Genomic DNA, 24,047 nt, shown 5'->3' on the forward strand with positions numbered 1-24,047 from the left:
GGTCGGGTTCGGGTGTGGCGGCGCGGTCACCACGGCGGCCGGTAACCGGTGGTGAGCTTCTCCCCGGTGCGGCGCCACTTCGGCTCCTTGTCCACGGTCCTGGCCGTGACGGACCGCAACTTGCGGATGACCGCCCCGTACGCTCCGCTGGCGGTGCTGGACACCTTGCCGCCGGGCGGTTCGTCCATGAACGGCATGAACTTGTCCGGGAAGCCCGGCATGGTGCAGGCGATGCAGATGCCGCCGACGTTCGGACAGCCGCCGATGCCGTTCATCCAGCCCCGCTTGGGCACGTTGCACTTGACGACGGGGCCCCAGCAGCCGAGCTTGACCAGGCACTTGGGAGAGTCGTAGGTGAGAGCGAACTGACCCTGCTCGTAGTAGCCGGCACGGTCACACCCCTCGTGCACGGTCGCGCCGAACAGCCAGGTCGGACGCAGCTTGTCGTCCAGCGGGATCATGGGTGCGGCGCCGGTCGCCTGGTAGAGCAGGTAGGTCAGCGTCTCCGCGAAGTTGTCGGGCTGGATCGGGCATCCGGGGACGCACACGATGGGGATGCCGGCCTGCGACTTCCAGTCCCAGCCCAGGTAGTCGGGCACCCCCATCGCGCCGGTGGGGTTGCCCGCCATGGCGTGGATGCCGCCGTAGGTCGCGCAGGTTCCGATGGCGACGACGGCCAGGGCCTTGGGCGCCAGCCGGTCGATCCATTCGCTGGTGGTGATCGGCTGGCCGGTTTCCGGGTTGTCACCGAAGCCGCACCAGTACCCCTCCTGCTTGATCGACTCGTTGGGGACGGAGCCTTCGATGACCAGGACGAAGGGGTCGATCTCGCCGCGCTCTCCCTTGAAGAACCACTCGATGAACGTGTCGGCACCCCCCACCGGCCCGCATTCGAAGTCGATGAGCGGCCAGTGCACCGCGATCTTCGGCAGGCCGGGCAGTACACCGAGCGCGATCTCCTCGATGCTCGGCTGCATCGCGGCCGTCAGGGCGACGGAGTCGCCGTCGCAGCTGAGTCCCGCGTTGATCCAGAGGATGTGGATCGTAGGCGCGTCCTCGGCGGCCGGGCTCGGGGCGCCCGCGGCATCGGCCGTGGTCGGCGTTGCTGCATTCATGGAGTTGCCTCCTAGGGGAGGTGCACAACAGGGAGGTACACGACGAAAGGCCGCATTCCGGCCTTCAGCTCTCTTCGTAACAGGCATCCGGTCCGGGTGCGACGTCACGGGGGGCCGATCCAGTGACAGCGCCGAGGTGCGGCGGAGTACCGGCCGGTTTCTCCTTACGGACGAACGCGCGGCGCAGGGCGTGGTAGGGCGCGCCCGGGTCGGAGAAGGTGCGCAGCATGTGGCGCAGCTCCTCCTCCCGGTGCGCCGCCAGCGGTCTGACGGTCTCCTGACGGTCCCGCTCCGCCTTCTTGGCGGCGATCCGCGCCTGCGCACCGGGCAGCGCGGACAGCCGGGTGGCCAGCCGGGCGACCTCGCCCGCGAAGTCCTGCGGCGCGCACTCGACGATCCGGTCGACGAGGCCGAGCCGCTGCGCCGCGACGGCGCTCACCGGCAGCGCGTTCCGCATCAGCCGGCCTGCCACCCCGGCGCCCACCCGGCGGGGCAGGGTGTACGTCCAGTACTCCGAGCCGTACAGACCCATCAGCCGGTAGTGGGGATTGAGTACCGCGCCGGACCTGCACCACACCTCGTCCGCCGCCAGAGCCAGCATCGCCCCGCCCGCGGCGGCGTTGCCGCCGACCGCGGCGACCACCAGCCGGTCGGTGGTGGTCAGGACGGCCTCGACCAGGTCGTCCATGGCGATGATGTTGGCCCACGACTCGGCGCCGGGATCGTCGGCGGCCTCGATGACGTTGAGGTGGATGCCGTTGGAGAAGAAGTCCCGGCTGCCGCCCAGCACCAGCACCGAGGTGGGCCGCGCGCACGCCACCCGGTACGCGTCCAGCAGGCGCCGGCACTGGGCGGCGCTCATCGCGCCGCCGGGGAAGGAGAACGAGAGGAAGCCGGCATGCCGGTCCTCGCGGTACCGGATGTCGCTCCAGGTGCGCCGGTGCCCGTCCAGCTGCAGGGGCACGGGGTGCTCCGGCAGGGCGGGCAGTCGGTCGCCCAGCGCCAGAACGGCAGGCAGTTTGAAGGTGGCGGGCCGGCCCGGCCCGCGCCGGGGCCGCAGCTCGGGGATCCACACGGCTCCGTCGGTCGTCGCCCGGCAGACGGCGCCGGCCCGGGTGGCGAGCAGATCGCCCGGACGGCCGCGCAGCTCGTCCTCGGCGTGGCCCCCGTGCAGGTACCACTCGTCGCCGAGGAGTTCGTCCCGTACCCCGGGCTGCGAGTCGGCGGCGCGCAGCTTGCGCACCACCGTCTCCGTGTCGTCCGACCGCCAGTCGATCCTCCGGACGCTCTGGTCGAGATACGGCCGGGTGCGGCCGGGACCCTGTGCGCGTACGTCGGTCTGGGCCGTCGGTGTGTACGTCCCGGTGGCGAAGCGCTCGACCGCCAGCAGCACGGCCGTCAGCGCCGCGTCGGACACCTCGTTGCGGTACAGGTCGCTCTTGGCCACCGGCGGCACCGGACAGGCGACCGAGGCCCACACGTCACCCGCGTCCATCTCCGCGTTCGCCTGGAGGACGGTAACGCCCCACTGGCCGGCGTTCTCGTGAATGGCCCAGTCGAGGGACGAGGGCCCGCGGTCGCCCAGCGGCCCGGGGTGCACGATGAGACAGGTGTACGCGGACCACACCTCGCGGGGGATCGCCGTCCTCAGCATCGGCGCCACGATCAGCTCGGGCTCGTGCCGGCGCACGGCCTGCGGCAGGGACCCGTCGGGCAGTGCGAGCTCCACCGCCACGGTGTGGCCCCGGTCCCCCAGTTCGGCGTGCACGCGCTGCGTGAGACTGTTGAACGCACTCGCGACGAGCAGGATGTGCATCGCAACCTCCCGGCGGCCGACGGCTCGTGGCCAGGCAGATCCGGCCGCAAGTGATCGTCGAGTACGCCGGCGGGGCGTGCCCGGTGCCAAGCCGCTGAGTCACCCGAAAGCGAACACTACGGCGGCCAGCCGGCGGCGGTGTGCCGAACGCGGCTGACGGCGGCGTCCATCCGGTTCCGGGGCGGTGGCGAGGCTGCCGGTGTTCAGTAGGTGATGGTGTGCCGGCTGATGATGTCGCCGGCCGCCCCGGTGGTACTCAGAGGAGGAGAGGCCTCGGGCCGGTCGACCGAGAAGTACTCACGGAAGTCGTCACTGGCGTCTTGCGTCATGAGGCTGATGGTGCGGTTCCAGTTGCCTCCGTCGGGGCCGTCCTTCGCCCACAGGTCGAGCAGCGAACTGCCCACGCGGCCCTGGACCGTGTCCCCGGCGTCCCAGCCCGACGTGGTGGCGTCGTTCTCGAGGCTGTGTTCCTGACCGGTCTCGTCGACGTACCGGCGGTCGCCCAGGACATGGGCGGCCACCGCGTCGGCGAACCCTTCCGTCCAGGCGCACGACGGGGAGCTGTGCTTCTCGATGTGGTGCGGGTCGCAGTCCGTCACCTCCGGGAACCAGCGGTCGTAGAGCTGCCACTGCCACCAGTGTCCGGCCTCATGGAGGATCAGGTGCTTGGAGTCGGTCATGGCGCCCGAGAGGATGACGTGGTTCGTGCCCCCGGGGTTGCCGGCGCCGCGGTGGTCCCAGTAGCCGGAATCGTCGGGGTTGTCGGCCGGTTCCCAGACCACGGTGAGCTGGTCGCACCTGCCGGTGGCCTGGTGGCTGGTCCAGCAGTCCGACGCGGGGTTGTGGCGCTTCCAGTACAGCAGGTTGAGGGTGTCCACGACGTGCCACGCGTTCTGCATCGTGGCCGGGACCTTTACGGTGCCGAGGTTCTGGCTGGTGGAGACGTCGAAGCGGGACGCCGACTTGAAGGTGTACTCCTGGTCCGAGGTCCGGTCCCTGATGACGCGCCAGGTCTTGGTGCTGCTGGAGCGGAACTTCATGTGCACCTCCGGCAGGGTGCCGGATGCCTTGTAGCAGGCCTTGAAGTGTCCGCTGCTGCTGTCGGTGATTCCGGCGGCGAGCCTGCGGGCGGAGGCCTTCGCGGAAGTCCTGCCCCACAGTTCCCAGTTGGCGTTGCGGGCGGCGGAGGTGACCAGAGGCTTCTCGGGGCCCGCTTCGGCGTCGCGGTGATCGTAGGTGAGGGTTCCGCTCACACAGGTCCGGGCGCGTGGCTCATCCTGCCCGCCGCACGCGGCTATCGGAACCAGCAGACCGATCAGGGAGACGACGGCGATCGTGCGCGTGCTGCGGCGGGGCGGGTACAGCTGCGCGGATGCTTCGGCCGTGACGGGGCGTCGTGACACGTCGAGTTCCTCTGGTTTCCTCTTGTCGGCGGTGTGTCAGCAGGTGGTGCCGGAAGGGACCGTCTTCAGTGCGACGAGGTAGTCCTCGACGGCATTCGTGACGCAGGGATTGCTGCGGCCGTACGCGGTGTGGCCCAGGCCCTCGTACGTCAGCAGCATGCCGCCGGGGAACTGGGCCGCCAGGCTCACGGCCTCCTCGTACGGGGTGGCCGGGTCGCCGGTGGTGCCCACCACCAGGACCGGCGGAACACCCGGGGCGCTGACCCGGTGCGGCCGCTGCGTACCAGCCGGCCAGTCCTTGCAGGCGAGTGCGGTGACCACGCCCGAAGTGCCGTAGCGGCCCGCGGTCTTGTCAGCGGGCGCGAGGGCGTCCCAGTACGCCTGGTCGTCGCGGGGGTGCGGGGTGTCGAGGCAGCTGACGGCCAGGAGTGCCGCGTCACTGTTGTCGGCGGGTACCTCGGCGGGGTCGTCGACGGGCGCCTCCTCCTCGCCCGGGTCGCCCGTCTCGCCGGGTTCGGAGGCCGGTTCCTCGGTGTCGTCGGCGCCGGGGGCGGGCTCCTCGGCCGCCGCGAGGGCGGCCAGTTTCGTGCCGTCGCCGTCGCCGGCCTCGCGCAGCGCCCCGGAGAGGTCCTCCCACTGCGTCTCAGGGGTGTACATCGCCATGGTGATGGCGGTGAGCAGCATCGTGGCGTCGAGTCCGTACTCGTCCGCCTCCACCGGCAGCGGCTCGCGCTCCGTCCGCTCGTACAGCCCGTCGATCAGCTCGCGTATCTCGTCGGGGGTGCTGCCGGGGCAGGCGTCGCCGACGAGGTCGGCGCAGTGCGTGGCGTAGTCGTCGACGGCCCGTCGGAAGCCGGCCGCCTGGCTGACGGCGCGCTTCGACCAGTCCAGCGACGGGTCCACCGCACCGTCCAGGACCAGTGCCCGGACCCGGCGCGGGAACTGTTCGGCGTACGACGTACCCAGGCTGGTGCCGTACGACCAGCCGATGTAGGTGAGCTTCGGCTCGCCGAGGGCCGCCCGCAGTACGTCCATGTCGCGCGCCGCGTCTTCGGTACCGACGTGCCGCAGGATGCTGCCGCTGCCCCGTTGGCAGGCCGCGGCCGCGTCCTGGGCGCCGGCGAGGGCACTGGCGCGGTCGGCCTCGGTCTCGGGATACAGCGGCAGTCCCGCTTCGGTACCCTCCCCGGCCTGCTCCTCGGCCTGTCCTTCGTCTTGCCCCTCGTCCTCCGCACAGGTCAGGGCGGGTGTGCTTTCGCCGACGCCTCTCGGGTCGAAGGAGACGATGTCGAAGCGGTCGCGCACCTTCTTGCCGATCGACTCGGCTATGCCCTCCTTGAGGTAACTCACGCCGGGCTCCCCGGGACCACCCGGGTTGTAGACGAGCGAGCCCCTGCGCTGGTCCGGGCCCGCTGTGACCGCCTTCGCCACCGGCAGGACGAAGGTCTTCCCGTTCGCCGGGTTCGCGTAGTCCATGGGGACGGTGAGGTCCGCGCACCGGAAGTCGCCGCAAGCGGTCCACTTCAGCTTCTGGCCGTAGAAGGCTTGCAGCTCGGGCCGGGTGGCGGGATCGACGGCGCCGGCCGACGCCTTCGGCCGGTCCGGGCCGCGTCCCGTCGCCGGGGTACAGCCGGCGACGGAGGTGGCGCCGAGGACGGCCAGGGTCAGGACGAGGGCGGGGTTGCGGACAGCGCGGTTCAACGGGGTGCTCCCATGTTCGGTTCACCGAAGCATCCCGGGGCAATGCTGAGGATTTGATGAAGCCGTCGGCCCGTCGGCGGTCAGCCGCCGGTGGGCAGGAGCAGGACGAAGCGGGCGCCGCCGCGTTCACCCCGGCCGGCGGTGAGGCTGCCGCCGTGCGCGTGGGCGACCCACGACGCGATGGAGAGCCCGAGTCCCGTCGACCCCGCCCCGCTGCGGAACCGTTCGAACAGCGCCCCCGCCACTTCCGGAGGCAGTCCCGGACCGGCGTCGTCGACCGTCACGGTGCCGTCCCGCGCGACGGTGATCCGGACATCGGCGGGCATGCCCGGGGCGTGGCCGTGGGCGAGCGCGTTGGCCAGCAGATTGGCCACGGCCCGGCGCACCAGATCGGGATCGGCGACCACGACGATCTCCTCCGCCCGCACCGTCACACGGTGTCCTTCCGCGGGGGCGTCCGCGGCGACCCCCTCCACCAGCTGGTCCAGGCGCAGCGGTTCCCGCGCGAGGGTTGCCGTACCGGACATGAGCCTGGCCCGGGTGAGCAGTCCGTCGACGAGGCGGCCCATCCCCTCCGCCAGCCGCAGCGTGCGCCGCAGCACGTCGGTGCTGTCCGTCTCGCCGCGCAGCGCGGTCTCGGCGAGCGTACGCAGCGAGGCAGCCGGTGTCCGCAGGTCGTGCGCGGCGTCGGCGAGGAACGCCTCCTGCTGGCCGAGGGCGCCGAGCGCGGGGCGGATCGCGCGCCCGGACAGCAGATGTCCGACCGCGGCCGACAGAAGTACCAGTACCGCGCAGGCCGCCGCCACCCACCACGTCAGACGCCGGTGGTCGGCGCGCTGACCGGACGTTTCGGACGAGGTGACCAGGACACCCTGCGGGGGGTCGCCCTCGTATGCCTCCGGCGCGTAGAAGGGCAGGGCGAACACCCGGACCGGCTCACCGTCCTTGGTACGCCGGTCGAACGCCGCGGCATCTCCCTTCCGTACGGCGGCCGCCCCTGCTTCCTGTACGTCGGCGGGGCGGAGGGACAGACAGGGCCGGCGGGGCGTGTGGTCGACGACGAGGGCGGCGTCCTCGTCCGGCGGCACGGTCAGCACCGTCATCGGCGGACAGTCGGTGTTCATCGTGTCGACAAGAACCCCGGTGTTCAGCCGGCCGTCCGGATCGGTCTCCAACAGCCCCAAGGCCCAACTGGTTTCCACGTTCATCGACTGATCCAGCTGCTCGCGCCACCTCGCGTCGTCGCTGCGCACGGCGAACACGGCCATCGTCACGAGCCCCACGGCGCTGGTGAGTGCGAACAGTGCGGTGATACGCCTGCGCAGTCGGCGCACCCGCGCGGTGGGCGGAAGCGTCCGCGACCGGCGGAAGCGTGTGGCCATCCTCATCGAGGGCCGTCGGCGGCAAGGCGGTAGCCGACCCCCCGCACGGTGTGGATCAGCGGCGGATCCCCCAGCTTGCGGCGGAGCTGGGAGATGAGCACCTCCAGGACGTTGGACTGCGGCTCGGCCATCTCGTCCCAGCAGCCCTCGATCAGCTCGGCGCGGGGCACCGCCTGGTCGGCGCGCGCCGCGAGCATCTCCAGGACGGCGAACTCCCGTGTGGTGAGTGTGAGCAGGACACCGGAGCGGTGCACGTGCCGCCGGGCGGTGTCGATCTCGACGTCGGCGACGCGATGGACCGGCGGGCGGACGACCGCGGACCGGCGGCACAGGCTGCGCACCCTGGCCACCAGTTCCGGTACGGCGAACGGCTTGACCAGATAGTCGTCACCGCCGCTGGCGAAGCCCTCGACCCGGTCGGCGACCGTGTCGCGTGCGGTGAGGAAGAGCACCGGCACGGCCCGGCCGGTGCGTCGCAGCTCCTCCACGTAGGCGGCGGCGTCACCGGAGGGGAGCATCCGGTCGAAGACCGCGCAGTCGTAGGTGGTGACGAACAGCGCCTCGTCGGCCTGCGGGAGGTCGGCGGTCTCGTCGACGGCGAGCCCCGCGGCCCGCAGCGCGGCGGCTACTCCGAAACGCAGATTGTCGTCGTCCTCGACCAGCAGCACTCGCACGCCGTCCACCATAGCGGCACCGCGCGGAACCGATTCTGCGGGACGTTCCCGCAGACGGGACCGCGTCCGGGTGGCCCCGGACGCGGTCACCGCCGCGGGTGCGGGCAGGGTCAGCGCCGCAGCCGCTTCTTGATCCGCTTGCCCTCGGGGGACTCGGCGAGGGTGTTCCACAGCTCGGCCGAGCTGGTGGAGGCGTACACCCCGGGGGCGCCCTGCTCACCGCAGCCGTCGCCGTACGACACGATGCCGATCTGGTACGTACGGCCGGACACCTTGCGGAACAGCGGGCCGCCGCTGTCACCCTGGCAGGAGTCCTTGCCCTCGACGCCGGCGCATATGTTGACGGCCTTGTTGTAGTCCGGGTAGGTGGCCGTGCACTCGGCGTGCGCGAGCAGCGGCACCTCCACACCGCGTAGCCGGTCGGGGAAGCTGGGCACCTCGGTGTCGGTGTTGCCCCAGCCGATGACCTTGGCCTGGGCGCCGGGGCGGAGCAGCGCGTCGGTGCCCGCGGTCGGCATCTTGACGGGCGCGATCCCGGTGACCGGCTTGGCCAGTTCGAGTACGGCCAGGTCGTACGCGGGGTCGCCCTTGAGGTAGCGGGGGTGCACAACGATGTTCTTGACTCCGCGCAGTTGGCCCTGACGCTTGTTGGACAGCACGGTACGGCCGACCGTGACCTCGATCTGCTTGGCCGGGGCGCCCATCACGCAGTGGGCGGCGGTCAGGACGGCGTCGCCGCTGATCAGGCTGCCGCCGCAGAACTGGCGCTTCGCCGGGTTGGCCGAGCCCTTGGTCAGCAGGGCCGCCATCCAGGGGTGGGCGGAGTCGGGCTGCTGCACGCCGCCGATGATTTTGATGCTGGGCCTGGTCCGCTCCTCGGACGGCACCGGCTGGGCCGTGGCCGTGGTGACGGCCGTCGCGACGAGCACCAGGGCCGCACTCGACGCCAGGCCGACGGAGGTGGTCCGGCGGGCGCGGCGACGGGACGGGGAAACTCTCATGGGGGTTGGTCTCCGCTTCTGAGGGTGGGTGACTTCTGAGGGTGGGTGTGTGGTCGTGCCGGGGTGTGGCTACTTCGGCTGCGGAGCGGCGTGCGGTTCGCAGTCCACGTCGTCGGCGTCGAGCGCGCCGTCCAGGAGATAGGCGTCGACGCGCTGGTTGACGCACGCGTTCGTCTCGCCGGCCACACCGTGCGAGCCGGAGTCCAGCTCGACGACCAGGCGGGAGTCCGGCAGCCGCCTGTGCAGCTCGACGGCGCCCTCGTAGGGCGTGGCCGCGTCGCGCTCGGCCTGCAGGATCAGGGTCGGCGGCAGCTCCTCGCCGGGGCTCACCTCGACCGGTTCGTGCTGCTTCAGCGGCCAGGTGGCGCAGGGCAGGTTCATCCAGGTGTTGGACCAGGTCATGAAGGGGTGCTCGGCGTGCAGGCGGGTGGTGTCGCTGTCCCACCTCGCCCAGTCGGCGGGCCACTTGGCGTCGTTGCACTCCACGGCCGTGTAGACGGCGTTGCCGTTCTCGGACGCCGTGTTCTTTCCGGTGTCGGACAGGTCCGGGGCGGCCGCCTCGATCAGCGGCTGCTCGTCACCCTTGGCGTACGCGGAGAGGGCGGCCGCGACGGAGGGCCAGGCGTGGTCCGCGTAGGCCGCGCTCTGGAAGTGGCCGAGGAGCTCGGCCGGGCCGACGACGCCGCCGAGCGGTTCGTTCTTGGCCGCGGTGCGCAGCTTCTCCCACGCGGTCTGCACGTCTTCGGGCGTGGTGCCGAGGCCGTAGGCCTCGTCGTGCTCGGCCACCCACGCCTTCCAGTCGTTCCAGCGCATCTCGAAGGCCACGTTCTGGTCGAGGTTGGCCTCGTACCAGATCTTCTCCTGGGCGGGGTTGACGACGCTGTCAAAAATCATCCGGCGGACGTGGCCGGGGAACAGTTCGGCGTAGACGGCGCCCAGGTAGGTGCCGTAGGACACACCCAGGTAGTTGAGCTTCTTCTCGCCGAGCGCCGCACGTATGACGTCCAGGTCGCGGGCGGCGTTGGGAGTCGTCAGGTGCGGCAGCAGGCCGCCGCTGCGCTCCTGGCAGCCCTCGGCGTACTCGGCGGCCAGCTTGCGCTGCGCGTACTTGTCGGCCTCGTCGTCCGGCACCGGGTCCGGCTTGGGCGCCTTGATGAACTCCTGCGGGTCCATGCACGAGATGGGCGCGGAGTGGCCCACGCCGCGCGGGTCGAAGCCGACGAAATCGTACGCCTTGGCCGTCTTCGCCCATACCGGGTCCTTGCCGGCGCCGCGCAGCGGGAAGCGCATCCCCGAACCGCCGGGCCCGCCGGGGTTGTAGAGCAGGGCGCCCTGGCGCGCGGCCCTGCCGCCGGTGCTGCGGACCCGGTCCACGGCGAGTTCGATGGTGGGGCCGTCGGGCTCGGCGTAGTCGACGGGGACGGTGACCCAGCCGCACTGCACGGGGGCCTTGAGGCCCCAGTCGGCGGGGCAGTCCTTCCAGTCGACGCCCTGCGCGGCGGACCGGGCGGCCGCGATCCGGACACCCCGGGCCTCCGCGGCCCGCTGGTCCTGCTCGTCGGAGTTGCCGGTGGTGGAGCCGGTGGTCGAACCGGTGGTCGAACCGGCCATGGCCGAGGGCATGGTGACGATGCCTGCGACGAGCGCGGTCGCGGCAAGGGCGCTCGCGGTGGCGAGCATGGTGGTACGTCGGGTCAAGGAGGCCCCCTGGGTCGTGGCGCCGGTGTCGGCAAGTGATCACGGTTGCGGTCAGGGGAAGCCTGGGGTGGCAGCGTGGTGATGCAACAGCCCGTTCGCGTGCTTGCCGACCTGCGTAGGAGGAGGTCCATCCGGCAGGTGGGCCGTCGTAGCCGACCGGCGGGTGGACGGCAGCCGGTCGGTGGTTCACGCCCGGGACCGCCGGACCTCACACTGGCGGGTCATGCCCATGTGAGATCCGCTACAGCGGGTGGCCTCGCCGGGAGGCCCTGCCGCACTGTGTTCGCAGCATGCGGTGTGCGAAGCATGCGGTCCGAGCGCCGGAGGAAGCCCTGTGCCCACCACCCCGGAGTCCGTTCCCCGGTTGCGGCTGCTCGTCGTGGACGACGAGGCGCTGATCCGGTCCGGTCTCACCATGATCCTCGGCAGCGCGGACGGCATCGAAGTGGTGGCCTCCTGCGAGGGGGCCGACGCGCTGGCGGCGGTACGGGAGTACCGGCCGGACGTGGTGCTCATGGACATCCGGATGCCGGACGTCGACGGCCTGACGTTGCTGCGCCACATACGCGCCCTGCCCGAGCCGCCGCAGGTGGCCATGCTCACCACCTTCGACACCGACGAGTACCTGGGCGAGGCACTCGAGCTGGGAGCAGGCGGTTTCCTGCTCAAGGACACCGCCCCGGACATGCTGGTCCGTTCCGTACGCGCGCTGGCGACCGGTGCCGGATGCCTGTCCTCCTCGGTGGTGCGGCGGCTGCGGGGCGGCGGTCCGCCCGGACAGGAGGTGCGGTCCGCGACCCGGGCGGTGGAGGGACTCTCGGAGCGGGAGCGTCAGGTGCTCACCTACATCGGCCAGGGCCTGTCGAACGGGGAGATCGGCGCCCGGATGTTCTTCTCCGTCGCCACCGCGAAGGACGACGTCAGCGCCGTACTCATGAAGCTCGGTGTGGCCAACCGGGTGCAGGCCGCGGTGATCGCCGAACGCGCCGGCCTGCTCGGTACGGATCCGGCCGGCCGGCCGGGAGCCGGAAACGGATGCGGGTGAGCGGCGGGGGCGAGCGGACTTGCCGGCCGCGGGCGCGCGTCCGGGGTGTCTTCAGGCTGTGCGGCGGATGGCGGGGTGACGTGACGTTCGCGGCGCTCGCCGGCCTGGACGTGTACTTCTCGCTGCCGACCCCGCACCTGTGGCAGACCGTGCTGTCCTTTCTGGCCGCCGCGGGGCTGCTGGTGCGGCGGCGTTGGCCGCGGGCAGCGCTCCTGCTCGCCCTGCCCGGTCTCTTCGCGGGCGCGGCCCTGCTCGCCGCCGTCGTGGCGCTGGGCACCCTGGCCCACCGGCGCCGTCCCGACTGGCAGGTCGAACTCGCGGTGGTCGCGGTGGTCACCGGCAGTTTCGTGCCGTGGCCGGTCGGTCTCTTCGCCGAGACGCCGCCGGGTGAGCTGACCCAGAACCTCCTCTACGCGCTGCTGCTCGGCATCGGCCCGGCGGTCATCGGGCTCCTCGCCCGGACCCGGCGGGACCTCTCGGAGCGGGTGGCGGAGCTGGCGACCGTACGGGACCACGAACGGGAGCTGCACGCGCGTACGGTCATCGCCCGCGAACACGCCCGGCTGGCCCGCGAGATGCACGATGTGGTCTCCCACCAGGCGAGTCTGATGGCCGTACAGGCGGCGGCACTGGAAGTCACCACCCGGGACCCGCAGGTCAAGGAGGTCGCCGGCACCCTGCGCAGGCTGGCCACCGGCACGCTGGAGGAGCTTCGCGGCATGATCGTCGTGCTGCGGGCTGCCGGTGCGGGGCCCACCGGACTGGAACCGCAGCCCCGGCTGAGCGACCTGACCAAGCTGGTCGCGGCCTCCGGCGTGGACGCCACCCTGCGGATGACGGGCGCGGACGGCCGCGGTCTGCCGGAGGCAGTGGAGCGCACCGCGTACCGGACGGTGCAGGAGGCGCTCACCAACGTGCGCAAGCACGCACCGGGCGCGGTGACTTCGGTGACGGTGGACATCGGCACCGAGACGCTGCGGGTGAGCGTCCGCAACGGCGCTCCCGCCGGCGGCACCTCGTACCCCGACCTGCCCGGCGGCGGGTACGGCCTCGTGGGCCTGCGGGAACGCACTGCGCTGCTCGGCGGCCGGCTGACGGTGGAGTCCACGGCGGACGGCGGCTTCGCGCTGTGCGCGGAGGTGCCGCTGAATCTGCCGTCCCGGGGCGGGGCGATCGGCGGCGTTACGCCCGACGGTCCTGGGGTGGGCTGATCTCTCCGGCAGCGGTGTGCAGGAAGGCGGTGAGCTCCCGTACGAGTCCGCTGGGCCGCCTGCGGTGCACGAGGCTGATCTCGCGGGCCGGGGCGAATCCGCTCAGGTGGTGAACCGAGACCCGGTGGCGTCCGGCGTCGGCGAGTACGCTCGCGGGGACGAGCGCGATCCCGAGTCCGGCGCCGACGAGCGCCAGGATGACGTGGTAGTCGGCGGTTTCGTAGGCGACGTGGAGTTCGACGCCGGCCCGGCGGGCGAGCGTGTCCAGGCAGGTCCGGTTCGGGACGCCGGGGGCGCCGGCGATCCACGTCTCGCCCTTGAGCCGGCCGAGGCTCATGCCGCGAGATGCTGTACGGGCGGCGAGCCGGTGGTCCTCGGGAAGTACCAGCCGCAGAGGGTCGTCGAGCAGGGGCCGCCGGTCGAGGCCGGGGTGGGGTGTCGACGGAACGCCGGGGTAGCGATGGGTGATCAGCGCGTCGAGATCGCCCGAGGTCACCAGCCCGTAGCCGCCGGGCGGTTCGATGTCGACCAACGACAACTCGGCCCGGGGGTGCTGGCGTTGGAGCGCCGCGAGCGCCGTCGGCACCAGCACCTGGCCCGCGGTGGCGAAGGAGCCGAGTGCGAGGCGTTGCGGCTGGATGCCCATCGCGGCGTCGACCGCGGCGCGTGCCTCGCGCAGCTCGCCGATGACACGTTCCCCGTGCTCCACCAGGAGGGCACCGACCGGGGTCAGGGTGACGCCGGTCGGATGGCGCTCCAGCAGGCGGGCTCCGAGTTCCGTTTCCAGCTTGGAGATCTGCTGCGAGAGCGCGGAGGGTGTGAATGCGAGATTGCGTGCCGCCTCGGCGATGGACTTGGCATGGGCCACCTCCACCAGGACGCGCAGCCGGTTGCTGTCCAGTTCTCGCACCATGGCGTCCATCGTAAGCACTGCTAATGGCAGGTCACTGATCATTGCTGGCGCTTATGGCCCGGCCTGCGGAGGATGGACACATGAACAGCCTCACTCAGACGCTCTCGGTCACCGATGTCCGCTCGGCCGCCGACCGGATCCGTCCCTACGCTCGCCGGACTCCACTGCTGGAGGTGGAGATCGACAACCGGCGCGTTCTGCTGAAACTGGAGTACCTGCAGCGCAGCGGCTCGTTCAAGCTGCGCGGCGCGCTCAACGCGATGCTGTCCGGGCCGTTGGACGATCATGTGGTGGCCGCGTCCGGCGGCAACCACGGCCTGGCGGTCGCCACCGCCGCAGCACTGCTCGGAGTCCCGGCGACGGTCTACGTCCCCGAGACCGTGCCGGCGGCGAAGGCCCGGCGTATCGAGGCCGCCGGGGCGCGGCTCGTCCGGCACGGCGCCACCTTCGCCGAGGCGGCCTCGGTGGCCTCGCGGGTCGCGGCGCGCCCGGGGTGCCGCTTCCTGCACGCCTATGACGATCCGGCCGTCGTCGCCGGGCAGGGCACGGTGGCGGCGGAGGTCGTGGCCGACGCACCGGATGTCGATTCGCTCGTGGTCGCTGCCGGCGGTGGCGGGCTGGCTGCCGGCACGGCGCTGTCGGCCGGTGAGCGGGAGGTGGTGGCCGTCGAGCCGGAACACTGCCGGTGCGTGCACGACGCGCTGGCCGCCGGAGCGCCGGTGGACTCCGCGGTGGACTCCGTCGCCGCCTCCGCCACGGGCGCGACCCGGGTCGGTGAGGTGCCTTTCGGCATCCTGGCTTCGCGCCGGGTGACGTCCGTGCTCGTCAGCGACGAGCAGATCCTGCGAGCGCGCGACCTGCTGTGGGACGAATGCCGGATCGCTGCGGAACCGGCCGCGGCGGCCCCGTTCGCCGCGTGGCTGGCCGGCCGGGTGCCGGGCGACCTGCCGTGTCTGGTGATCTGCGGCGCGAACACGGACTGGTGTCCCGAGTGACAGCCCGGTGCTCCGAGCCCGCCAAGTGGCGGGCGGGAGCAGCCGGTTGGCGGGCGCGATCAGTGCCATGGCCATGACCCGACGTCAGGGTTCTCGCTGGTACCAGCGCGGTGGGCGAGGGAACAGCCTTCGCCGGCACGGCGACCGCCACCCGGGGATTGGGTGAGGGTTCGGGCTACGGGCCGCTGGTGCCCGCCCCGGACGGTCTGCTCGGCTGCCGGAGGGTTTCTCCTACGGCGAGTTCGCAGGGGTGGCCTTCTCCCCCGACCGGGCGACGACCGGCCCCTGGCGCTGACGCGCGATGCGGTTCACCCGTGCGCGCGTGCTGGCCGGGAGCAGCGCTCTGCTGCTGGTCGGCGCCGCCTGCTGGCAGTTGCTGCCGTCCACCGGCGAGAGACGCGATCCGATCACCTTGGGCACCACGGACGTGGTCTCCGCGCTCGACCCGGCGGTCGCGTACGACGCCGGTTCCTGGGCGCTGTACAGCAACGTCTACCAGACGCTGCTCACGTCCAGACCCGGGTCCTCCGCGCCTGAGCCCGACGCGGCCGAGAGCTGCCGGTTCCTCGGCCACAAGCTCCAGACGTGCCAGTGCAGGCTTCGCGACGACCTCAGGTTCTCCAACGGCCACAAGGTCACCGCGCAGGCGGTGAAGCACTCCTTCGACCGGGTGCTGAGGATCAACGCCCGGCTCGGACCCGGACCGGCCTGTGGGAGCTGGGCTGGATCCGACAACCGCGGCGCACGACGGTGTCGGGCCAGCTGGACGCGCAGCCGGTCGACCGCGATGATCGGGGCATCGAACAGCGCTCGTTCGTCTTAGCGAACGAAGGCGAGGGAGTATGAAAAGCGTGAACAACCGTGAAGGCTCGATCCAGGAGATGCTGGCGGGCAATCTCAAGCGGGCCAGAAACCTGCGGGGACTGTCGATCTCCGAGCTGTCGCGTCGCTCCAGGATCGGCAAGGCTACGTTGTCGCAGCTGGAGTCCGGGAGCGGGAACCCGACCATCGAGACGGTGTTCAGCCTGTCCCGCGCCCTGGAGATGCCTGTCTCGGACCTGCTGGACACCCGGCCGCCCGGCGGCCTGACCGTCGTGCGGGCCGCGGACGTCGAGGTGCTCGTCGGTGAAGGGGTCGACCTGCGCGCGCTTCAGCGGATCGAGACGGGCGACACCATCCTCGAGGTCTACGACCAGCAGTTCCGGGCCGGATGCCGGCAGAAGTCGCTCGGCCATGCCGGGACCGAGCACACCGTGGTGCAGTCCGGCCGGCTGAGCGTGGACGTGGACGGACACGAGGTGGAGCTCGGTCCGGGTGACTACGTGGCCTTCGACGCTTCCCTGCCGCACGGGTACGTGGCCGTCGGGGACCCGGTGCGCTCGGTACTGCTTCTGCAGTACCGGGCCGGCCAGCGCGTGCACCCCGGAGCACCCCACGCGGCGAGGCCCGACTCCGGCGCCTGAGGGGCTGGGGCACCGTTGACACTCCCCCGGCCCCGGCTCTACATTCTCGACCGTTCGATAGACCGAACGAGTAAGTGCCGATGAACAGAACGCGCGTCGCGGTGGCTGGGTGCCGGGATCGTCGGCGTAGTGCGTCATGCCGGAACTCGTCGGGCCCGTATGACCACCAGTTCTTCCTTGTTCTGTGCTGCTCCGAGCATGCCCCGGGCGAGGAGCCACGAGCGCCGGGCGCGCAGCACCGGCCCGAAGGCGACGTAACGGCGGTCGGCGACGGTGGCATCCAGGCCCGACGACCACAGTTGCCGCAGCGTGAGGTCGGCCCCGCTCAGTGCCGAGTGCACCATCAGCAGTACCCCGCCCGGGCGCAGCAAGGGCGGCGCCTCCTGGCAGATGCGGTCCAGGACGAGCCGTCCGTCCGGGCCGGCGTCCCAGGCACGGGCCGCTCCCCGCGGGGGTGTGCTTCCGGGGGCCGGGACGTAGGGCGGATTGGTCAGGATCAGGTCGAACGACTCCCCGGCCACCGGGGCCAGGAGGTTTCCGCGCAGCACCCGCACATGCAGCCGGGCGAGGCGCGCGTTGATCCGGGTGGTCAGTACCGCCCGTCGGCAGATGTCCACCGCGGTCACACGGGCCCCTCGCTGCGCGGCGGCCAGGGCGAGCGCCCCGGTGCCGGAGCCGACATCGAGAACCTCGGCCTGCGGCGGCACCGTCTCCTCACCGAGCGCGCCGGCCAGCAGGGCCGTGTCGTCTTGCGGGGTGTAGACACCCGGCAGGGTGATGAATCGCACGTGGTCCTCGTACTCGAAGCTACCGCGCCGGTCGGTTCCCGGCGCGCGGAGAGCCACAGGTTGCGGAGTGCACGGTGAGGTGCTGGGGAGGGAGGCCGGTCCCGTTGCCGGCGGCCGGCCGGTTCGATATCCGGTCCGAGTGCGTACGATCCCCTCAACAGCACTGCGGAGAGAGCGAGACGTCATGTTCGACACCTCGGAGAACACGAATTTGAAGGACCAGTACGCGGCGCAGGTCGCCGCCGATCTCGAGCGCAATGAGAAGGAGCAGGAACAACTCAAGGCTCAGCTCGCCGCCTTGGAGCAGGACCATGCGCTGCTCGTGACCATGCGGGACGCACTGGGCAGCGGAGCACTCGCGGCCGGCGCGCCGCAGGACGCGCAGCCGGAGGCGCAGCCGCCCACGCCCGAGGCGGGCAAGTCGCCCCGGCAGGCGGCAGTTCCCCGTCCTCGGCGCGCCAACGACGGCGCGCGGTCCGGCGTACAGCAGGCGAAGAAGCCGGCCCGACGCGCGGCACGGCCGGCCAGGGCGAAGGACAGCGGCGCACCCACCCTCCGCTCCCTGGTCACCGGCCACCTCGCGGAGCAGCACGAACCGCGCTCCGTCTCCGAAGTGACCGCCGCACTCACCGCAGCACACCCGGACCGCGCCGCGAGCGCCACGGTGGTACGCAACACTCTGGAGAACCTGGTCGCGAAGGGCCGGGCCGAACGCACCAAGCAGGGCAGCTCGGTCTACTACACCGCGCTCCGGGCCGAGTCATCGGCCGAGTCGTCAACTCAGGGAAAGGCCGACGCGGTTCCCGGCGAGTGACACCGCTGCCGCGTCGGAGGAGACCACGCAGCCCGACGCGGCCCAGGGGCTGCGGCGCACGGGCTGTCCCGGAGTACGCGTCGCGCGCTCATCGCTCAACCTCTCCCTGCGCCGCGGTCGCCGCCGTCGCCGCCCGCAGCAGGGTGAGCAGATCCCGGAAACGGGCCGGCATGTCGACCTCCTCGGGGCTGAGCAGCCATTGGAGCTGAAGTCCGTCCATGGCGGCGACCACGAGCGGTGCGAGGTGCTCGGCGGCCAGGCCACCGGGGAGCTGCTCGCCGAACTCCTGGCGCAGCGTCGCCGCGACCCCGGCCCGTACGTGGCTGTAGCGCTCCTGGAAGTAGGGCTTCGCCGGGTGCTCCTCCGTGACGCTGTCCGCCGCGAGCACCGTGAACGCCTGCACGATGGCGGGCCGGTCGGCGTTGTACTCGACCAGGTCGGCCAGCAGGTCCAGCCGGGTCGGGGTGCCGTTCGCGGCCCGCAGCAGCTGCGTGACATCCCAGCGGTCGCGCAGGTCGAGCACCGCGGTCAGGAGTTCGGTCTTGCTGGGGAAGTAGTGCAGCACGCCCTGCTGGGTGAGACCGATCCGTTCGGCGATGGCGGCGATCGACGTGCCCCGGTAGCCGCGTTCGGCGAAGAGCTCGAACGCGGCCCGGAGGATCTCCTCCCGCCGGTCGTCGCGGCGTGTGCTCTGCCTGTCTCGCGGTGTGGGTTCAGTCATCGCGCCCCGTCCCCTCCTGTACTCCCGCAGTGCCGCTCCCGAGCCTATCCGTCGCCGGAAGGTGCGGTCGCCGCGTCGCCCTGCCCGAGGGCGGGGCGCCGGGTTCCGGTGAGGCCGCTTTCGGCCAGGACCTTGCGGGTGCGGATGGCCACGGGCAGCGGCACGTCCGGTGCGCAGGGGTAGAGGTCCTGCTCGACGATGACGAACAACTCGGCGTTCAGGGTGGCGAGTTCGCTGATGATGTCGGCGGGGTCCGGGACGCCGGCCGGGGGCTCGACGCACACACCACGCTTCACCGCCTCGCCGAAGGAGAGGTTCTCCGCCGACACCTGGGTGAGGACGGCCGGGTCCATCTGCTTGATGTGGACGTAGCCGACGCGCTCGCCGAAGCGGCGGATCAGGTCGAGGTTGTCACCGCCGCCGTAGGCGACATGGCCGGTGTCCAGGCAGAGGTTGGCATAGCGGGAGTCGGAGGAGTTCAGGAACCTCTCGATCTCGGGCTGGGTCTGGATGTGGCTGTCGGCGTGCGGGTGCAGGACCAGCCGTACGTCGTAGTCGTCGAGCAGGATCCTGCCCAGCCGGTCGGCGGCCCTGCCGAACCCGTCCCACTGTTCGGTGGTCAGCTCCGGGTCCTCGGTGTAGGCGCCGGTCTTCTCGTCCCGGTACATCGGGGGGATGAACACCAGGTGGTGGGCGCCTGCGGCCGCGGTGAGCCCGGCGACCCGGCGGACCCCGGCGAGCATGGCGTCCCACTCGTCCGGGCGGTGCAGCGCGCCGAAGACAGTGCCGCCCGAGACCTTCAGGCCGCGTTCCGCAAGCTCCTCGGCGAGCTGCCGGGGATCGGTGGGCAGGTATCCGTACGGCCCGAGTTCGAGCCACTCGTAGCCGGCCTCGACGAGCTCGTCGAGGAAGCGGGTGTAGGGGACCTGGTGCTCGTCCGCGGGGAACCACACGCCCCAGGAGTCGGGCGCGGACCCGAGGCAGAGGTTGCCGACGGTGGCGCGGGGGCTACTGCTCGATACCGGTGCCATGGGGGCGGTGCTCCTCAACTGGGGGCGGGGCAGGTAGGGACGCTGGGCCTTACAGGTAGTGGCGCTGGGCCTGCTTGGCGGCGCGGTAGTCGGCGTACGCCTTGCGGGTGCTGTCCAGCGCGGAGACCTCGCTCACCGGTACGTCCCACCAGGCGCTGCCCGGCGGGTTGGGCCCGTACGGATCGGTCTCCACATGGACGACGGTGGTCCGGTCCGCGGCCTTGGCGGCCCGGATCGCGGTACGGAACTCCCCGACCGTCGTCGCGGTCAGCACCCGGGCGCCGAGGCTGGCGGCGTTCGCGGCGAGATCAACCGGCAGGACGTCCCCGTCGAGCTGTCCGGTCCCGGCGTCGCGGAACCGGTACCGGGTGCCGAAGCGCTGGGAGCCGAGGGAGTCCGACAGGGAGCCGATGGACGCGAAGCCGTGGTTCTGCACCAGGACGATGATCACCTTGATGCCCTCCGACACCATGGTGACGATCTCCTGGGCCATCATCAGATACGAGCCGTCGCCGACCAGGACGAAGACCTCGCGGCCGGGATCCGCCATCTTGACGCCGAGCCCGGCGGCCACCTCGTATCCCATGCACGAGTACGCGTATTCCACGTGGTAGGCCTTGGGGTCGCGTGCCCGCCACAGCATCTGCAGATCGCCCGGCATCGAGCCGGCGGCATTGATGACGACGTCCCGGTCGTCGGTCAACTCGCCCAGCGCGCCGAGGATTTCGGTCTGCTCGGGCAGCGGTCCGTGGTCCCGGCCGAAGCACTCCTCGGCAGTGCGCCGCCACTCCTCGGTCAGCGTACGGACCCGGGCCCGGTAGTCCTGGCCGACTTCGAAGTCCGCCAACTCCCCCGCGAGGGCCTGGATACCGAGGCGCGCATCGGCGACCAGCGGCTCCGCACTGTGCTTGACCGCGTCCAGCCGGGCCACGTTGAGGTTGACGAAGGTGACGTCCGGATTGCCGAAGACCGTGTGGCTCGCGGTGGTGAAGTCGCTGTAGCGGGTGCCGATGCCGAGCACCACATCGGCCTCGGCCGCCAGGGCATTGGCCGCGGAGGTCCCGGTGGAGCCGATGCCGCCCACCGCGCACGGGTGGTCCCAGGCCACCGCGCCCTTGCCGGCGTGGGTGTCGGCCACCGGGATGCCGGTGGCCTCCGCGAAGGCGCGCAGTTCCGTCGCCGCCCCCGAGTAGACGACTCCGCCGCCCGCCACGATCAGGGGCCTGCGTGCCGTACGCAGGAGCTGCGCGGCCCGCGTGAGGGCCGGGGGTTCCGGCACCGGGCGGCCCACGTGCCACACCCGGCGCCGGAAGAAGGCCACCGGCCAGTCGTACGCCTCCGCCTGCACGTCCTGCGGCAGGCAGAGCGTGACCGCGCCGGTCTCGACGGGATCGGTCAGCACCCGCATCGCCGCGAGGGCTGCCGGGATGAGCTGCTCGGGACGCGAGACACGGTCGAAGTACTTGGACACTGCACGGAACGCGTCGTTGACCGAGGTGTCACCGGCCCTGGTGTCCTCCAACTGCTGGAGCACGGGGTCGGCGACGCGGGTGGCGAACACGTCGCTGGGCAGCAGCAGGACCGGCAGCCGGTTGGTGGTGGCCAGTGCCCCCCCGGTGATCATGTTGGTGGAGCCGGGCCCGGTGGAGGCCGTACAGGCGAAGGCCGACAGCCGGTCGCGCATCTTGGCGAAGGCCGCGGAAGCGTGCACCATGCCCTGCTCGTTGCGCGCGAGGTAGTACGGGAGGTCGTCCTCGCCGGTACGGGCCGCCTGCAGCAGCGCCTGCCCGATACCGGCCACGTTCCCGTGCCCGAAGATGCCCCACACGCCGGGGATCAGCCGCTGCTCGCGGTCGTCCCGTTCGCTGTACTGGTTCGCCAGGAACCGTACGAGCGCCTGCGCGGTCGTGAGCCGGATGGTCTCTCGGTCGGTGGACAAGGCCGTCACCCGTCGTTCCTGCCAGGGGCGCCGAACGGGAGCCGCGGGTCGGTCTGCTGGGAGTCCCAGGTCCCGCGGACCCAGGCGTGCGCCGGGTCGTCACAGATCAGCCAGGCCCGGTCCGGTCCGGGTCCCGCCATCACATTGAGGTAGTAGAGGTCATACCCGGGCGCGGCGATCGAAGGGCCGTGCCACCCGTGCGGGACGAGCACGACATCGCCGGTGCGCACCTCCGCCAGCACATCGACCGGCCGGTCGTCGGTGCCGTACACCCGCTGATAGCCGAAGCCGGGGCCGGCCGGGCCGTCGGCGATCTCGAAGTAGTAGATCTCCTCGAGGACGCTCTCGCCGTCCCGGGCCTGGTCGTGCTTGTGCGGTGGGTACGAGGACCAGTTGCCGCCGGGGGTCAGTACCTCGCAGACCAGGAGCTGGTCGGCCTCGAACGTCTCGGGCAGGCAGTAGTTGTTGACCTGGCGGCTGCAGTTGCCCGCGCCGCGCAGTTCGGCCGGGACGTCCGCGGCGGGACCGTACCGCGCGGTCAGCCGGCGTGCGCAGCGAGCCGCGGGCAGCGCGAAGCGTCCGCCCCCGGCGCTGCCGATGACCGCTTCGGCGTCGCGCGGGACGTAGACGAAGTCGGTGACCGCGGCGAACACGTCCGGCCGGCCGGTGACCTGGAATCTGTGGCCGTCGACCTCGACCGTGCAGCCGCCGGACAGCGGCAGTACCAGCTGTTCGGTGTCTCCGGTGCGGACCGTCCGGCTCTCCCCCGGCGACAGTTCCAGGACGCGCAGTCCGGAGTGACCCCAGCCCGCGGACTCGGGCGTGACGACCACGGTGAACGGCGCGTGGGCGGCGCTGCCGGCCGGCAGGTGCAGCGTGTTCGGCTCAGACACCACCGCGCACCTCACCGAGCTTCGCTTCGACCTGGGCCTCGGTCGGCATGGCGTCCGAGCAGGCCAGTTCACCGGCCACGAGCGCGCCGGCGGCGTTCGCGAACGACATCGTGCGGTGCAGGTCCCAGCCGGCCAGCAGACCGTGGCACAGTGCTCCACCGAAGGCGTCGCCCGCGCCAAGGCCGTTGACCACGTCCACGGGTACGGGCGCCACCTCGGCCCGCGTGCCGTCGCGGTGGACGGCCAGCACGCCCTTGGGACCCTGTTTCACCACCGCGAGCTCGGCGCCGGCGTCCAGCAGCGCCTGCGCGGCGGCGTGCGGCTCGCGCTCTCCGGTGGCGACCTCGCACTCCTCCCGGTTGCCCACGGCGACGGTGGTGTGCCGCAGCGCCTGCTCGTAGTACGCACGCGCCTCGCCGGGCCGTTGCCAGAACATCGGCCGCCAGTCGAGGTCGAAGACCGTCGGGCCGGCCTTGGCCCGGTGGGCGAGCGCGGCCAGCGTCGCGCCGCGGCTCGGCTCCTCGCACAGGCCCGTCCCGGTCATCCAGAAGATCCGGGCCGACCGGACGGCGTCCAGGTCCAGCTCGTCCTCCCTGATGTCCAGGTCGGGGGCCTTGGGCTGCCGGTAGAAGTAGAGCGGGAAGTCGTCCGGCGGGAAGATCTCACAGAAGGTGACGGGGGTGGGCGCGGCGGCGGACGTGGACACGTACCGGTTGTCCACGCCGTATCCGGTCAGCGCCTGGCGGACGAACCGGCCGAAGGGGTCGTCACCGGTCTTGGTGATGACGGCCGCGGACCTGCCGTGGCGGGCGGCGGCCACCGCGACATTCGTCGGACTGCCCCCGAGGTACTTGCCGAACGAGGTGACCTCGGCCAGTCCCACCCCCGTCTGGAGCGGGTAGATGTCGACTCCCACCCGCCCCATCGTGAGGACGTCCAGCGCACTGCCTGCCATGTGCGAACCCTCCGCTGCGTACGCGCTCCATCAGAGCGCTCCGGTGATAAGTACGATGTAGGCCGTCAAATGTCATGTCAACAGCTCAATGGTGCCGCTGCCCGCCCCCGTGGGAGGGCATGCCTGCACGGCAACACCGGACGCCACCGCCGGCATGAACTGAGTCCGGGGTGGACCGGGTTGGCTGCGTTCGCGGGTTGACGCGCGCCGTTGACCGCAACGGCCCCTCGATCCGTGCAGCTCAGCAGGCGTGCGGGAGCAGCTGGGCACGGAGGCGGCGCGCGATTCGGCGATGGATCTTCACTTGATCGGATGACGGACCAATCCGCTGACCTTTCGGTTCCGAATGGTGGGTGTGAGGGACACCGGTTCCGCTCCTTCGATTCACCAAGAAGAACATCCCAGGAGACTTGTTATGAACGCTCTTCGTTTCCGTCGCGCCGCCGTCGCCGTGGCAGCCGCCGCTGTGCTGCCTCTCGCGCTGACCGC

Annotated in this window: 20 protein-coding genes and 1 pseudogene; 6 read left to right on the forward strand and 15 right to left on the reverse strand. The window is 71.6% G+C overall.

The features are described 5' to 3' along the window. Positions 1–26: 26 nt before the first annotated feature. The 8 genes from ACWV17_RS24805 to ACWV17_RS24840 form a co-directional block, all read right to left on the reverse strand. On the reverse strand, positions 27–1,115 hold the full coding sequence (locus ACWV17_RS24805; protein ID WP_455355207.1) for an NADH-quinone oxidoreductase subunit B family protein: 1,089 nt from the start codon (positions 1,113–1,115) through the stop codon (positions 27–29). A 64-nt stretch (positions 1,116–1,179) separates the two neighbouring features. After that, positions 1,180–2,931 carry an enoyl-CoA hydratase-related protein gene (locus ACWV17_RS24810; RefSeq protein ID WP_455361451.1) on the reverse strand — a complete coding sequence of 584 codons (1,752 nt, stop codon included), beginning with the start codon at positions 2,929–2,931 and terminating at the stop codon, positions 1,180–1,182. Positions 2,932–3,134: 203 nt separating this feature from the next. Then, on the reverse strand, positions 3,135–4,334 hold the full coding sequence (locus ACWV17_RS24815; RefSeq protein WP_455361452.1) for a metalloprotease: 1,200 nt from the start codon (positions 4,332–4,334) through the stop codon (positions 3,135–3,137). A gap of 36 nt (positions 4,335–4,370) precedes the next feature. Beyond that, positions 4,371–6,035: an alpha/beta hydrolase gene (locus tag ACWV17_RS24820; protein WP_455361453.1), complete on the reverse strand. Its 1,665-nt coding sequence runs from the start codon at positions 6,033–6,035 to the stop codon at positions 4,371–4,373. 80 nt (positions 6,036–6,115) lie between these two features. Next, positions 6,116–7,417, reverse strand: a complete 1,302-nt coding sequence (locus tag ACWV17_RS24825) for a sensor histidine kinase (protein WP_455361454.1) — start codon at positions 7,415–7,417, stop codon at positions 6,116–6,118. 2 nt (positions 7,418–7,419) lie between these two features. Next, a complete protein-coding gene (locus ACWV17_RS24830; protein WP_455361467.1) occupies positions 7,420–8,085 on the reverse strand; it encodes a winged helix-turn-helix domain-containing protein in 666 nt (221 codons plus the stop codon). 116 nt (positions 8,086–8,201) lie between these two features. Continuing rightward, positions 8,202–9,092: a S1 family peptidase gene (locus tag ACWV17_RS24835; protein WP_455361455.1), complete on the reverse strand. Its 891-nt coding sequence runs from the start codon at positions 9,090–9,092 to the stop codon at positions 8,202–8,204. Between the two features lie 69 nt (positions 9,093–9,161). Next, positions 9,162–10,772, reverse strand: coding sequence for an alpha/beta hydrolase (locus ACWV17_RS24840; RefSeq protein WP_455361468.1), 1,611 nt, complete (start codon positions 10,770–10,772; stop codon positions 9,162–9,164). Positions 10,773–11,124: 352 nt separating this feature from the next. Here ACWV17_RS24840 and ACWV17_RS24845 point away from each other — a divergent pair, with 352 nt between their 5' ends. After that, positions 11,125–11,835, forward strand: a complete 711-nt coding sequence (locus ACWV17_RS24845; protein ID WP_455361456.1) for a response regulator — start codon at positions 11,125–11,127, stop codon at positions 11,833–11,835. A gap of 80 nt (positions 11,836–11,915) precedes the next feature. Then, complete coding sequence (locus ACWV17_RS24850) at positions 11,916–13,046, forward strand: sensor histidine kinase (protein WP_455361457.1); 1,131 nt, start codon at positions 11,916–11,918, stop codon at positions 13,044–13,046. Here the strand turns inward: ACWV17_RS24850 and ACWV17_RS24855 are convergent. Further along, positions 13,018–13,959: a LysR family transcriptional regulator gene (locus tag ACWV17_RS24855; protein WP_455361458.1), complete on the reverse strand. Its 942-nt coding sequence runs from the start codon at positions 13,957–13,959 to the stop codon at positions 13,018–13,020. The two genes, ACWV17_RS24850 and ACWV17_RS24855, sit on opposite strands and share 29 nt — an antisense overlap. An 80-nt stretch (positions 13,960–14,039) precedes the next feature. On the opposite strand from ACWV17_RS24855, the gene ACWV17_RS24860 reads away from it, so the two are divergent. The 3 genes and pseudogenes from ACWV17_RS24860 (at position 14,040) to ACWV17_RS24870 (ending at position 16,417) form a co-directional block, all read left to right on the forward strand. Next, positions 14,040–14,954, forward strand: a complete 915-nt coding sequence (locus ACWV17_RS24860) for a serine/threonine dehydratase (RefSeq protein ID WP_455361459.1) — start codon at positions 14,040–14,042, stop codon at positions 14,952–14,954. A 301-nt stretch (positions 14,955–15,255) separates the two neighbouring features. After that, positions 15,256–15,654: pseudogene (locus tag ACWV17_RS24865) on the forward strand (ABC transporter substrate-binding protein); the annotation flags it as partial. Positions 15,655–15,796: 142 nt separating this feature from the next. Further along, on the forward strand, positions 15,797–16,417 hold the full coding sequence (locus ACWV17_RS24870) for a helix-turn-helix domain-containing protein (RefSeq protein WP_455361460.1): 621 nt from the start codon (positions 15,797–15,799) through the stop codon (positions 16,415–16,417). A 134-nt stretch (positions 16,418–16,551) separates the two neighbouring features. Here ACWV17_RS24870 and ACWV17_RS24875 read toward each other — a convergent pair whose 3' ends face one another. Further along, entirely contained in the window at positions 16,552–17,205 is a 654-nt protein-coding gene (locus ACWV17_RS24875) for a HemK2/MTQ2 family protein methyltransferase (protein WP_455355196.1), read from the reverse strand. Positions 17,206–17,389: 184 nt separating this feature from the next. Between ACWV17_RS24875 and ACWV17_RS24880 the strand changes: the two genes are divergently transcribed. Then, the gene (locus ACWV17_RS24880) at positions 17,390–18,019 is read left to right on the forward strand and encodes a BlaI/MecI/CopY family transcriptional regulator (protein WP_455361461.1); all 630 of its coding nucleotides are present in this window, start codon (positions 17,390–17,392) and stop codon (positions 18,017–18,019) included. Between the two features lie 88 nt (positions 18,020–18,107). Here the strand turns inward: ACWV17_RS24880 and ACWV17_RS24885 are convergent, their stop codons facing one another. Genes ACWV17_RS24885 through iolC form a run of 5 tightly spaced genes read right to left on the reverse strand, consistent with a single transcriptional unit; the run spans position 18,108 to position 23,558 of the window. Then, positions 18,108–18,740, reverse strand: coding sequence for a TetR/AcrR family transcriptional regulator (locus ACWV17_RS24885; RefSeq protein WP_455361462.1), 633 nt, complete (start codon positions 18,738–18,740; stop codon positions 18,108–18,110). A gap of 44 nt (positions 18,741–18,784) precedes the next feature. Continuing rightward, positions 18,785–19,771, reverse strand: a complete 987-nt coding sequence (locus ACWV17_RS24890) for a TIM barrel protein (RefSeq protein WP_455361463.1) — start codon at positions 19,769–19,771, stop codon at positions 18,785–18,787. Between the two features lie 49 nt (positions 19,772–19,820). Continuing rightward, positions 19,821–21,710 (reverse strand): 3D-(3,5/4)-trihydroxycyclohexane-1,2-dione acylhydrolase (decyclizing), encoded by a 1,890-nt coding sequence (iolD, locus tag ACWV17_RS24895; RefSeq protein WP_455361464.1) that lies wholly within the window; start codon positions 21,708–21,710, stop codon positions 19,821–19,823. A 5-nt stretch (positions 21,711–21,715) separates the two neighbouring features. Then, positions 21,716–22,603 (reverse strand): 5-deoxy-glucuronate isomerase, encoded by an 888-nt coding sequence (gene iolB, locus ACWV17_RS24900; RefSeq protein ID WP_455361465.1) that lies wholly within the window; start codon positions 22,601–22,603, stop codon positions 21,716–21,718. Next, positions 22,596–23,558, reverse strand: coding sequence for a 5-dehydro-2-deoxygluconokinase (iolC, locus tag ACWV17_RS24905; protein ID WP_455361466.1), 963 nt, complete (start codon positions 23,556–23,558; stop codon positions 22,596–22,598). Before iolC ends, iolB begins: the two co-directional genes overlap by 8 nt. Positions 23,559–24,047: the final 489 nt, after the last annotated feature.

Source organism: Streptomyces mabaensis (assembly GCF_053763515.1).

Excerpts from the sequence above, each read along its gene's own strand:
- ACWV17_RS24805 (WP_455355207.1), bottom strand. The coding sequence starts at position 1,115 with ATGAATGCAGCAACGCCGACCACGGCCGATGCCGCGGGCGCCCCGAGC.
- ACWV17_RS24890 (WP_455361463.1), bottom strand. The coding sequence starts at position 19,771 with ATGGCACCGGTATCGAGCAGTAGCCCCCGCGCCACCGTCGGCAACCTC.
- ACWV17_RS24835 (WP_455361455.1), bottom strand. The coding sequence starts at position 9,092 with ATGAGAGTTTCCCCGTCCCGTCGCCGCGCCCGCCGGACCACCTCCGTC.
- ACWV17_RS24885 (WP_455361462.1), bottom strand. The coding sequence starts at position 18,740 with ATGACTGAACCCACACCGCGAGACAGGCAGAGCACACGCCGCGACGAC.
- ACWV17_RS24855 (WP_455361458.1), bottom strand. The coding sequence starts at position 13,959 with ATGGTGCGAGAACTGGACAGCAACCGGCTGCGCGTCCTGGTGGAGGTG.
- ACWV17_RS24870 (WP_455361460.1), top strand. The coding sequence starts at position 15,797 with ATGAAAAGCGTGAACAACCGTGAAGGCTCGATCCAGGAGATGCTGGCG.
- ACWV17_RS24810 (WP_455361451.1), bottom strand. The coding sequence starts at position 2,931 with ATGCACATCCTGCTCGTCGCGAGTGCGTTCAACAGTCTCACGCAGCGC.
- ACWV17_RS24840 (WP_455361468.1), bottom strand. The coding sequence starts at position 10,772 with ATGCTCGCCACCGCGAGCGCCCTTGCCGCGACCGCGCTCGTCGCAGGC.
- ACWV17_RS24860 (WP_455361459.1), top strand. The coding sequence starts at position 14,040 with ATGAACAGCCTCACTCAGACGCTCTCGGTCACCGATGTCCGCTCGGCC.
- ACWV17_RS24825 (WP_455361454.1), bottom strand. The coding sequence starts at position 7,417 with ATGGCCACACGCTTCCGCCGGTCGCGGACGCTTCCGCCCACCGCGCGG.
- ACWV17_RS24880 (WP_455361461.1), top strand. The coding sequence starts at position 17,390 with ATGTTCGACACCTCGGAGAACACGAATTTGAAGGACCAGTACGCGGCG.
- iolC (WP_455361466.1), bottom strand. The coding sequence starts at position 23,558 with ATGGCAGGCAGTGCGCTGGACGTCCTCACGATGGGGCGGGTGGGAGTC.